Source organism: Alteromonas sp. K632G (genome assembly GCF_017653625.1).
Classification (GTDB): Bacteria; Pseudomonadota; Gammaproteobacteria; order Enterobacterales; family Alteromonadaceae; genus Alteromonas; species Alteromonas naphthalenivorans.
In genome coordinates this window covers 1-12,152 of record NZ_JAGGDM010000027.1, presented here as the reverse complement: position 1 = coordinate 12,152, position 12,152 = coordinate 1, and the positions used below count along the sequence as shown (strand labels likewise).

Sequence of the window (12,152 nt, the reverse complement as noted above, 5' to 3'; positions counted from 1 at the left end):
TATTTCGTTCGTTGCACAGCTTGAAATTAGGCTGTTGCTTTGTCATCTGTGTAGCCGCCGTTATCATCATTCGTCCAAAGTGCGCGATTAAATTGCGCAAGGATATCGGTAATGGGCTGGTCGAAAAGTTTGTTAGCGCGATTGATGCCACCAAGCCGCTGCTTGAAAATACCTTCATTTAAGTTGGCTTCATCGACGATAATGTTGGCTTTCATTTGTTTAGCGATGGTGCTTAACCAGTCCCGCTGCGGTGTTTTCCACGGCTGGCTTGCAAGTATTCTATCTAATGCTCTATCTACTCGTTCTTCGTATGGGATAAGGGCTTCACCTATAGCGGCTTGGCGAATGTAACCAATAATTCTGGCAGCGATATCTTCATTTCGCACCTCTTTCCATGCCGCCTTGAGATCTTCTTCTCTAAACTCGTTTTTTTCAAGCTCTAATGCTAATTGTTTCAAGCTTTCACGGGTTAATTCCCACGGGCGTTGAATAACTGTTTGAATAGCAACCATGCGGTTACTATTTGCATTCACAAAGTCATTAAAGGCAGTTAAGTAATCTTCCGGTTTTTGGCCGCTGCCATAGCCTGTTGAGGTATCTATTACCTCATCTTCATACTCAGACAGTACAATACGATTAAACCCACCTGCGCCTTTTACTCTCATATCGAGTAATTCACCCAAGCCAGGGTTATCTAAGAACCAGTCGGCGACTTCTTGAACAGGCTTTGCTTTTAATTCTTGCGCAAATTCTTGTGGCGGCTTTCCAACAATGCGCTCGAATTCGCTTTGCTGGGTTTCAGTAAGGTAGCGCTTCTTACTTTGAAGCTTACTCAAAAATTGGTCTTTCGCGAGTTCTTGAAGTTTGCTGTCTTTACCCTCTTTAATCTCGCTTTCTAGTTTGCTAAAGGTAATGTCTACGTTCGTGACCACGGGTTTCATGGTGTTCACTTTTTCGAGCTGCTTGTAAATGTCTACAGCATCGTAAATACGAAACCGCTCTTTAGCGATGTCGTCACAGCGACGCGTAGCACGGCCTAACATCTGTTCGTAAAGAATACGACTGTTCACGCGGCGCATGAATACAAGGTTGCAGATAGAGGGTACGTCTACACCCGTGGTCAACAGGTCTACCGTGACTACAATGTTGGGGAGACGGTCATTCTTATAACGCCTGATAAGCTGTAGCGGCTTATCAGATGCACCCGTTATTTTCATAATGGCATCGTCATCAACCGCACCATGATATTGCTCACATGCTTCTTTGAGCGCCTCTACCATCTCATCAGCATGTTTGTCGGTTACACAAAATATAAGTGTTTTCTCTTGAGAGTATGGGTTAATTGAATCACTTTCTATCAACCACTTCGCTATCGCTTTGGTAAACTCTGGCGCTATTACTTTTCTGTTGAATTGCGCGACATCAAAGTCGAGTTCATCGGGGGTGTGAATGAGTTCAAGTTGATTAGTTTGTGGGTCGTAAACCTGCACTTCCTCATTCACATTGTAGTGAATGCCATCAGTATTAAGTTTGGTATGAATTCTTACTGGTGGTAGGTGGTCAACTAGGTAGCCATCTATTACCGCTTCTGTATAGCTATATGAGTAAACTGGATCGCCAAAGATATCGGTAGTATGAATAGCAGGCGTTGCTGTTAACCCAATTTTGAATGCATCGAAGTAGTCTATTACGGCGCGATATTTCGAAACATAATCTTGCTGATCTCTAAACTTTACCTCGGTTTCACTAAGCTCTCGGTCTAACAGGTAACCACGGTGGCACTCATCCACAACAATGCAGTCATACTGCCCTACTCCTGGCTTAGTCGCATCTTCTGACGGGTACATAATACGCTTAACCAAACCTTGCACTGTAGCCACATGCACTTTTGTGTCGTCATCGGGCGTTGGTTTTGGATTTTTTTCTGGTTCCATTCCAAGTACATCAAAAGTATCCGCAAACGTATTGAGATTTTCCATACGCACTTCACCAAAATCGACGGTAGCCTGAACGCCTAGAGCGCTGCGGTCTACCAAAAACAGAATTCTGCGGAATCGTTCAGCTTTTAAAAGGCGGTATACCAGCGCAATACAGGTTTTGGTTTTACCTGTTCCGGTTGCCATCGCTACAAGCGCACGCTCTTTCTCATCCTTAATGGCCTGTTCTACGCTGAGAATGGCTTGCTTCTGATAGTCACGTAACTGAAGTTCGTACTCGAAGCCCATGTCATCTAGTTGTGAATTGGCTTTTTGAGGTGTTTGGCGCAAGTAAGTTTTTATTTCTTGAGGAGAGTACCAGCCTTTCAATGCTTTGCGGCGATTAGTGGTATCACGAACGTCTAAAAACCAGATACCGCTTTCTTGCTCCATTTGCTTAAGATAAGCACGGCCATTAGTAGCTAACGTTAGCGGTACTTTAAATTCACCGTATTCTGTCACTTCTATATCGTCAGTTAACGATGTAATGCCCTTCGCGTAGCGTTTAGCTTGGTCGATAGCGCCATATACATTCTTGGCATTTTTCTTTGCTTCGATAACAGCCACTAACGTTGTGCCGATAAAAAGTGCGTAGTCAGCTGGCCCAGAATCTGTGGGCCACTCGGCAATAGCACGATTCTTGTTAGGCTCAGGGCGAGCGCCTTTAGAATAGCGTAAGTTTTCAGTATCAGCTTCCCAACCTGCATCAATAAGTTGCTGATCAATGATGACACGGGTCTCCGCCTCATCCATTTCAAAGTGGGACTTTTCAATGCGCTGAAGCTCAGCGGCTTGCTGCTCTTTTGGTTGCGCTTTGAAGTAGTTGAAGTTGTCTTTATTTTCACGTTCAACTTCAGCTCGATAGTTGGCAAGCGCTTCTTCTTGCTCATGCGCCAATTGTTCCCATATCTCACGCTCTTCAGCCATTCGCTCTGCACGAAGGCGTTCAGCCTCAGCTTTTTCATGCTCAATTTGGCTAAGCTTTTCAGCAATTTTTATGCGGTCTGATGTGCGTTGAGATTCGGTCTTTAGTTGTTCTAGTTGTTCTTCTATTTCCCTAACGTAAGCGGACGGATCTTCTGGTTTAACAAATTTAGTTACTTTAAAGCCTTTTGCTTTATCTCCCCCAAATGTGCTGTGAAACCACATTGATAGCGCATGGCCTACCATCATCGACTTAAGCGCGTCACGATGGCTACTGCTATCAAACTCGTGCGTCGCTGTATTCCCTAACTTTCTTAAGGTATGAAAGGCGTCTCGAACGTTGTCATCCAGTCTGAGGGAATAGTCAATATCGCGGAGTAAATCAACTTGCTTCACATCGTTGCCATACTCAACGCCGACTCGTGCAGCAATATTTTGAGCAATGGCCTCGCCAAGTTGGCGCATTTTGATAAGTGTTGTGTTTGGGTCGGAAGAAAAATTACGCTCTGCACTAGCAGCAAGATTATAAAACCAAGCTCCATGCGGTTTTAGAAATTCGAAATTACTTGTGAACACCATACAACGTTCCCTGTTTAACAAGTCTACTGCCCAAACTATATACTAAAGTAGAGAATGAATTAAGGGTTATCTGGCTGACTACGACGACTTACTTTTGTGAGGTGTTTTAAACGTTAATTTTTTCTTTTTTAAAGATATTTTTTTGCATTGAAATACTGGCCTTAACGTAATAAAAAACGCCCTCTCGGGCGTTAAACTGCGTCAGCTATGCATTCTGTTTGGGTCCCTCAGGAGGTAGATTTTTATAGCTGTCGAGGACAAAAATGCCGCCAGGCCCGTCCACAATATAAAACCAGGTCCTACCGTTATTGCTTTGTTTAATTCAATTTCAAAAATAGTATTCAGTACAAATACAATCACAGCACAATAAGCAAATGCCCTTAAGAGTTCCATTACCGCCTGTGCGACAATATCAATCACTGCACGTTTTGATGATCTCATCAGATTTTCCTTTTTGTCTTAATCCATATTACATAGGCGCTTCAAACGGGGATTTCGGCCATCCTTGGCCGAGAGGACATAAACTTTTTTGTCAGAACACTTAGATAGTCACTACTTTTAAATTGCTAGTAGAACTCAAAAAGAGCATAGCTCAGTAATCTTTTACCTGAAGGCTCATTTAAGCCGAGTTCTTGCTGCTTAAAGTACCTTTTTGCCCCCAAATAAAGCTTCCAAAATACACCCATGTTGATAAGTGCGAAAATACATGCAAACTCAAGTAAATCTATGCTCACGTAGTACAAAAATATCGGCATACACACTGCTGTAACTGCACTCAAAACAGCCAGTACACACTTCATTGCTTTTGACTCATCCATATGAATTCTGCACACAATATTTATTGAATAAATACATTAATGATTGAGTTTTCATAAGCAACTATTTTTTAATAAGAGTCAGCAGACTGCATTGAAATGAAGTGAAATTTTGCTATAAAAAGAGCACTTCTTACGAAGTGCTCTTTTCTCTTTTGTAAAAATCCAAAAGACGTCAATATGCTGTTGCAGAACGAAACTAGCAAGGAATGGTTTTGCAATCAGTACCTCTATATCTGCCTAGAGGCATCTCTCTCGCTACGTTAACAAAGCCAGACTTTTATTTACGTAGCTCTCGATTTTTTGAGAGACCTGACGGAACAGCAGTTACCTAGTGTTCTATCTTTATATATGCACCTGCCATGCAAAAATTTCTCACACTTGCTTTAGATAATGTTTAATTCATCGAACTAATTGATGCTCGAGACACTTGGGTGTTATCTACTCACAATAAACGCAAAGTTTGGTGCATTGACTTTAAAAGTAAGAATTTTTGCTAAGCAGTGCCTAGGTATAACGTGAGCATTTATTATCTAACATCGAGCGGCTTTTTTCTTTAAACTGAGGCGCGTTCAGCGACAAAGTTGGGGGAGCCGCAATTTTTTCGTACGCCCTAGCGTTAAGAAGTTGCCCCAGCAACGCAAAAATTGTGGGGGCTAGCCCCCGCCCGAGGATGCGCAGCGATTCCGAGCAACCTCGACTTGAAAGATGAATTGTCAGTTCGTGCGAAGAGGTGCAACCTCGCCCCGTACAACGCCAATTCACTGAAAGTAGTGGTTGCTCGGAGTCGCGCATGCGACGTAGGGCGGCTTTTCGTGCGCTTTTAGAATGTAGCTGCGTCCAGCAGCGGAGAGCTAAAAGCCCGAAAACCAAAGATATTGCAGGGCGTCCAGCCCGAAGATATCGCGCTCTTGTCTGGCTACACCCTCGCTTATGTGAGGGTGTAGCCAGAGTTTGCACAACAAAAGCCTAGTTATTTTTCAGTCGACAAATAACTAGGAAAGTAAAAATATGCAAAACCGCAAAAAGTTAAGTGGAGCAGCAGCGAAACAAATCTTCTTAGGTGAAGAAAATCAATTAAATATTCTTTTCGCATTGGGAAAATTTGGGTGGCTTAGCCAAAGCCAGCTTGCCATGTATTGCGAAATCAGCGTTCAAACAATACGACATGTACTCAGGCGTATGGTGGCAGACAAACTTATTTGGACAGAAACTTATAGTGGCTCTCCTGGCGTAAAAGCTTTCGCACTCTCACGCCGAGGGGCCTCATTGCTCAAGAATGATAAAAGAAGCGACTTGTTAGAAAAAATTTCGACTTTTTATAAATCCAGCGGCTTCTTAAGTAACTTCGAACATCAGTACCATCGTCACTTAGCCAACGAATTTCTTATCGCATTGCAATCGGAACAAATCGAATTTGGTAATCACATAATCAACTGTATTAAATCCGAGCATGAGATTCAGGCAGTGAAAAATACTGCCAACACAATTTTTCAGTGCATTCCCGATATTTTGGCTATAACGACTGATATGACGCTACTCATCATCGAAATTGAGAATTCAAGTAGGGGCATATCACAACACGCAGGTAGCTTGACGCACTGGTTAGATGTTTTTGCGGAAAAATATCAGAAAGAAGATTGTTATTCAGACTCTCTTAGAGACTTATTTCGAGAGTTAGTAGATGCAGATGATACCGGCAATATCGTATATCCAGACTTCGAAAATGTAGAGCAAATCTTTGTTTGTCGCTCCGAAGCTATCTTTAGAAATATTTGGCGCAAAGTGGAGAGAATAACAACGGCCTCACCTAATTGCCGCGAGAATATTAGTTACTTTGTCATGTCGGAGAAGCCACAATGGCACAATATATTCGAAGGTATTGAACCACGATTTCATGACGAGCTTGAGACGAGGGAGCTTGTCGAGCAAGGGGGTGAACGATATAAGTACGCACTTGATAAGCGTATTCAAATAGTTAAACAACTAAACACCCTCAGTATTTCTCGTTCACAACTAGCAAAACGGCATAACATAAGTGTAAGCACGCTTGACCGCTGGAGAAGAGAATTGCGCATAGCAGTGCATATTTGAATAATTCAATAAACAGGCTGAAACCTCACCGAAAAGACAGCTAAGAACGAAAGTAAACATGTTTTTTCTATCCTCTAGAAACACAGTTTTGTTTCTAGAGGATAGGAGTGCTTTTTTGAAATATAGGAAATAAGCCGTTAGGCGTACAATAGTTAATGGAAAACTTTGCAAGTGCGAAATTTTAATTAAGCTATAGTAGAAGGAATAATGAGCAGAAAGCGTGATGAACGAAATTCAAATACTCGGAATTTTTGTCGCCATTGGCGGTATAGCTGTTTTAGGCTTATTGATTAATCATCTAAAAAAGAAGTAATCTGATTTATGTCAAATTTTATAGACTCAATCGTGACGCTGTTGCCGATGGCAATCATCTTCGGTTTTATCGTTGCAGTCGCTGTTTACATCATCAAACATCCTGAGAAACTCTAAAAAATAGGAGCGATTCATGCCAGCAGAAGTTATTTTTTTAGGCTATTTGCATTCTAAGGTTGGATATTGAAATTTCATCCAGATAGCGACATTTCCGATTTGTGCAAAACTTGGTAGAAACTGGTTTGATAGTCAAGGTCGCCTAAAGACAATCAGCAGACGTTCAACGCTGTGTTCAGGGGGCAACGCCCTGAGTGAGACGGGATTCGAACAGCGCAAACAACGATAACGCAAGTGTACCGCTGAAAAAAGCGAACGACCCAGTGAGTCACTTGCATTACGTTGTTGGGGGAGAGCACCACAAATTGGACTAACCCCGATTGTTCCGCTTCCAACACAAGCGCATTTTATGATAGATTGGCAGCTGTAGTCGCGATTCCCGCATCTGTTAGCGGGCTTAGTGTTCAAGGATTGTCTCAATCCAACCTATGGAGAATGCCCAATGACCGGTTTTATCGCTGTGCTGTTTTACGTAGTGTGGATGCAACTGCTGATGCTGGCTTACGCGTTTCCCCGCGTGCCGATGGCGCTGTTCGGGGATCGCAACTTCGCGGACTGGGAGCGCGCTGAAGTCAACCGCGACCCACCCTTTATGGTCCGCGTCAAAGGCGCACATCTCAACTGCGTGGAAAACTTTCCGCTCTTCGCTGCCGTCGTGGTGATCGCTGCGCTAATGGGTAAGAGTCCCGTTGTGGATGGCCTTGCGGCCTTTATCCTGGCCGCGCGTGTGGGGCAGAGCCTAGTACACCTCATCAGCACCGCGCCAGCGTTTGTGCTGTTACGTGCCACGTTTTTCCTCGCTCAGGTAGGCATGATTTTCTGGGTTTGCTACCAACTCATCGTCTGACCGAGCCAACGTGCCCCTGAAACCATGGGGTATCAAGCGCCAGTCAGATCCACAACGCTAATGAAAGAAGTCTGCGGGTATGTCGTCATGCTTATTGACAGCGGGAATCATATCAACACCCAAATATGGGGCGCGGACGCGCTGGCGAAAATGGCGAAGCCGCCTGCGTGTTAGCGTCCCAGCCCGCCTCGGCGGGCGCCATAATTTGTTTGTATGTTTCATTCACTCCGGCCGTATACAGTGAACTTGTCAGAAGTTGCGTCTTTGAAAAATGTAACGCTACTACTGCCCGTTGAGCGTAAAAGCTGAACATTTTCAGCTAGGTTCTCTACAGTAACGTTTTCTATGTAACTGTCAAAATAACAACCAGATACTTCTTTACTGAAAGAGGTATTGGAGTTGAGGTTAAGGTCTAGTGCTAAATATCCGGAAAGAAAGTTAGGGCCAATAACATTTGTCTCACTAGACGACGAGCGTAATTGTTTAATGCATTCCGCTTGTGACGAATTGGCTATGACTAAGTTCGCAGCTTTTGGGATGAACGTAAGCTGATATACATTAATTGCTAGTGATAGCGCCAGCGCGGCTACTAAGAATACCTTCACTCAACTTTCCTTGAAACATAATAGCTTATTGGATTGAATTCATAGTAACACCCGTTTCCCTTGAAGAAACATACTCCGTATTTTCATGGGAAAGGTAAAATGTCTGCTTTACGTACAATGCCGCCCCTCATATTTTAGATTCCAACCAGCAGCGCTTCCTCATTACTTTGGCAGAAAAACTGATTTCCAACCTTAGAATGCAAATAGGCTTTTTTTATTGCCGCTCGCGATCATGATTTTTGGCTCGATTTACATCGCTAAAAATCACGCCAAAAATGATTGAGGCTTCAATAGTCGCTTAACGAACTTATCAGCGCCACTGTGTAAAGGCCACCTATAGACAAAGAGCGAACGCTCAGGCTTTAAATTTAAACTCCCGATTTCAGCCATAAGCGGGTTACAGTGCCTCAACACACTTTTTCAAAAACTTAGTTAGAAATAAAAATCATCGTCATTTCTAATACTTTATGCCTCTGGCAATGAGTGAGGTTATGCCAAGACGTTTCCGAACAAAACTAGACTTGCTCATACGAATACGAGCCTTTTATGTGGTGATGAATATATGAGCCAACAGACGATGAGGAAACCAATTCTTCGAAAACATGCCTAGGTACATCATAGTAATGGTATGTCCCGCTATAAAATTCTATCTCAAGAGTAGACGTGTCCTCATCATACCCAACAGAATTAACGTTGCTCGAACTAACTGGTACTCTTTCCATATGTAATAACTCGCTATGTTTTTAATGGTCGTTGCTTTCTCCAAGCATCGATTATCTTTGCAAAGTCAGGTTTCGAATAAGATTCGGCCCACTTGCCAGTCACGTTAGGATCATGACTATCTGGGAATTGACCAGCCGAAGGTAGACGAAAACGGAAGCGCATGGGCAACTTTGTTGCCTCACCAGTTACAATCGCTTCTCCAGTCCTCAATATAGGTAAAGAATCTATCATGCTTGCAAGGCCATCGGTCATTGCAGACTTCACCTGTGCTCTATCTGTTGCATTGTTTATTCGCATTGCAAACAATGTCCCGCACTGCGAGAGAATTGTATCGTCAATCTCTGAAGGACGTTGGCTTATTAACATTGAACCAACTCCAAACTTCCTGCCTTCTTTTGCTACTCTTCTCACCATATCCTTTGCCATACCATTATTATTTTTAGATAGATATCGATGAGCTTCTTCCATAACCATTAACAATGGAAAGTTTTTGAGGCCAATATCGAGATTCCTGCTCCAAATGGCAGATTCAAACATGACATCAATTATTGAACCGAGAAGTAAGTCCAACCTTGATGACGGCATACCTGAAAGGTCTAAAATGGTTATAGGTTTTTCGTTTCCTATCCAACCAAAAATCAAGTCTTTCAAGTCTTTCTTAATAACATTATTGGCGTCAGGTTCCCAATCATCAGGTTTTAAGAAAAACGAATATTGGCTATCTAAAAGCCTCGCTTTCATAAGATCTAATTGCTTTTTCCATAGTCCTTTACCATCTTTAAATGGTGCCTTGTTGCCTGTTCCTGGGGGAGTAAACTTAGGTGCTATTAACTTCTGAAAATCCCCTTCTTGTTCAAATGCTGGTGTTTCTTGTGTGTTTTCTTCCCAAGTAACCGTATCTTCGAAGCACAACATGTACCAAATATAATTGAGCCGAAAAGGTACTGGAGTATATTGGGTGACAAGATCGGGACTGATATTTAAATGTGGATTGTTTGTTACGTATGCAACTTTTTCGTTTATTAGATAATCTATAAAGCGATTTTTAAGGCTTTCATTGCCACCGCATAAAAAATCTATGAGGCTATCTGGTGAAACACACCAGAAAGGAATAATAAACTTTTCTACACCATCATCATCTGGTGTAATTGAATAAGTAGTCGAAATGTCAGAGAGAGCTGTGGAATACTCCCCGTGCAAGTCAAAAAGTACAATTCTTGCGGAGGGGAATGCAACTTCACCTTGATTATGGTTAGTTACTATAGACCTGAGCAAACTAGCAACGCTAGTAGATTTACCCGAACCAGTCGAGCCAAGTAGTGCTGAGTGTTTGTTTACGAGTGCATCTAAATCTACACTAACTTGTATACTATCAGCACTGGATAATCTGCCTATACTGATTTGTCCGTTAGCTTGACGACCATAAATGTTGAATAGATCTCTTTCCGTAACTAGATGAGCTTCATCGCCGATACTTGGGAATTGGCTAATACCTCTTTCAAAGTCTATCCCTATGGATTCCCCTACTAGCTCTACTCTAACGGTTCGTTTTTCCTCATTATTTTCGCTTTTATTATCACTAGTTCCAGTAGTCTCTGAAATTATCCCGTAGAGGTTATTGTAACCTTGAGGGATTCGAATGAAGCTGCCAACCTGCCCAATCTTATGTGCTTTTCCTTCTATCATCATCAAACCAGACTTTACAGAAGGGGTGAGTTCTACACTGATTGATGAGCCAGACACTGATGTGATTTTGCCCAAATATGTGTGACTATTATCCATCAATATTGATCTCTTCTACCGCCACAACTGAATCGTACATTTTATCACCATTGGAATTAGCCAAGAATCTTGCAAATAGAGCAAAGTCGCCAAGTACATACTTATTCGAGTCCCAATATTCTTGGCGTATTGTTTTCCAATTTTTTGCCGGTTCCTCACCAATTTTCCATTCAGCCTCTATGCCATTAATTACAGCGCCATCTTGACAATAAACACTTAGATTTGGTCGGCGAAGCGCCAGCTCCTTGGCTTGCGGCTCATTTGCGAGAGACTTGTACTGAAAGGCTAATAAAGCTGCTGATGGATTCTCAGATAGACACTCATCAAGCTTGGCGGAAATGTGCGCATCTGCAAACGAAAATCCTGTTGTTAGCAATATTGTATCAGGTTCAAGTAGGAATGATTTCAGTCTATCGAATAGGGCGGAGAATGGTGCAGACTGAGTCTGGTCATATTTAATGTGAGAGGGGTATACCATTGTACCGTCGTTGCCACCAACCGATCGTGTTACTTCTCCTGCATCGTTCTTTGTCCAATTTATTGACCCATGTAGTTTCCAAAGTCTTATCCAGCGAGCGGGTAGGTCATTGCTTGAAATTGTAGAAGGGTCAAAAAACGCAATTCGAGAACCGGTGAAACCATCGAAGTATGGAGTTTTGGCATTTTCCATAGCTTCTTCAAGCAGCAGGTCATAATTTGTAGTAAAAACTTCAACTGCGTGTTCTCTGTTTATTCCGTTTATCCAAGAGACAAGGTTACTAAACGGATTTTCGCCTTCAGGAAGCTTTTTTGAAACGACATCTTTTATGATTGAGCATATTTTGCTACCAAACTCATGGTATTGCTGAGAGTCAAAACCGTTAACCTTGAACGAACCAATTACCTCAGATAATGACCTTACTCTGGATAGAATTAACTCTAAATTACTATTTTCAATTTCTTTTTCTAGAGACTCGTAGACTTCTAATTCGATGGGGATTAGTTTCTGTTTTACTTCCTTTGTGAGGCCTGTAATGTCGGGTATAAGCGATTGCCAGCTTCCCTCATCTGGACTAACGTTTATGCTAACTGGTGCTCCTGCTCCTATTAGTATACCGATCTTCTTTTTTCCATGAGTCAAAATATGTTTAAAGTCATACATATACTGATCAGGGTTATGGACGGTGGTCATACGATATCCTTTTCTTTTTATTTTCCACGTTATCAATACTACTACCATTAAAGAATTATGCAAAAGCCATATAAATTTGCTCATTGTTTACTTTAGTGAGTTGAAAGCAGCTCAAACCCTACAAGGATTTCCCCCTGTGTCAGGATAGTTGTCGCCTCAGTTTTTCATAGTATTAGACAGGGTGCGGAAGTTAGGCATGAGTGAGAC

8 protein-coding genes are annotated in these 12,152 nt (G+C 42.3%); 2 read left to right on the top strand and 6 right to left on the bottom strand.

What is annotated here, in order from left to right:
* Positions 1 to 26 precede the first annotated feature (26 nt).
* The 3 genes from hsdR to J5X92_RS19655 form a co-directional block, all read right to left on the bottom strand.
* A complete protein-coding gene (hsdR, locus tag J5X92_RS19665; RefSeq protein ID WP_208806354.1) occupies positions 27 to 3,479 on the bottom strand; it encodes a type I restriction-modification system endonuclease in 3,453 nt (1,150 codons plus the stop codon).
* Positions 3,480 to 3,680: 201 nt separating this feature from the next.
* The gene (locus J5X92_RS19660) at positions 3,681 to 3,920 is read right to left on the bottom strand and encodes a hypothetical protein (RefSeq protein ID WP_208806353.1); all 240 of its coding nucleotides are present in this window, start codon (positions 3,918 to 3,920) and stop codon (positions 3,681 to 3,683) included.
* A 125-nt stretch (positions 3,921 to 4,045) separates the two neighbouring features.
* The gene (locus J5X92_RS19655) at positions 4,046 to 4,297 is read right to left on the bottom strand and encodes a hypothetical protein (protein ID WP_208806352.1); all 252 of its coding nucleotides are present in this window, start codon (positions 4,295 to 4,297) and stop codon (positions 4,046 to 4,048) included.
* Between the two features lie 1,008 nt (positions 4,298 to 5,305).
* Between J5X92_RS19655 and J5X92_RS19650 the strand changes: the two genes are divergently transcribed.
* Together J5X92_RS19650 and J5X92_RS19645 are read left to right on the top strand one after the other, a co-directional pair.
* Entirely contained in the window at positions 5,306 to 6,388 is a 1,083-nt protein-coding gene (locus tag J5X92_RS19650; RefSeq protein WP_208806351.1) for a hypothetical protein, read from the top strand.
* Positions 6,389 to 7,259: 871 nt separating this feature from the next.
* The gene (locus J5X92_RS19645; RefSeq protein ID WP_103685576.1) at positions 7,260 to 7,664 is read left to right on the top strand and encodes an MAPEG family protein; all 405 of its coding nucleotides are present in this window, start codon (positions 7,260 to 7,262) and stop codon (positions 7,662 to 7,664) included.
* Positions 7,665 to 7,882: 218 nt separating this feature from the next.
* Here the strand turns inward: J5X92_RS19645 and J5X92_RS19640 are convergent, their stop codons facing one another.
* The 3 genes from J5X92_RS19640 to J5X92_RS19625 form a co-directional block, all read right to left on the bottom strand.
* Positions 7,883 to 8,269, bottom strand: coding sequence for a hypothetical protein (locus J5X92_RS19640; RefSeq protein ID WP_103685575.1), 387 nt, complete (start codon positions 8,267 to 8,269; stop codon positions 7,883 to 7,885).
* A 735-nt stretch (positions 8,270 to 9,004) separates the two neighbouring features.
* On the bottom strand, positions 9,005 to 10,774 hold the full coding sequence (locus tag J5X92_RS19630) for an ATP-binding protein (protein ID WP_208806349.1): 1,770 nt from the start codon (positions 10,772 to 10,774) through the stop codon (positions 9,005 to 9,007).
* Positions 10,767 to 11,945 (bottom strand): SIR2 family protein, encoded by a 1,179-nt coding sequence (locus J5X92_RS19625; protein WP_208806348.1) that lies wholly within the window; start codon positions 11,943 to 11,945, stop codon positions 10,767 to 10,769. Before J5X92_RS19625 ends, J5X92_RS19630 begins: the two co-directional genes overlap by 8 nt.
* Between the last annotated feature and the right edge of the window lie 207 nt (positions 11,946 to 12,152).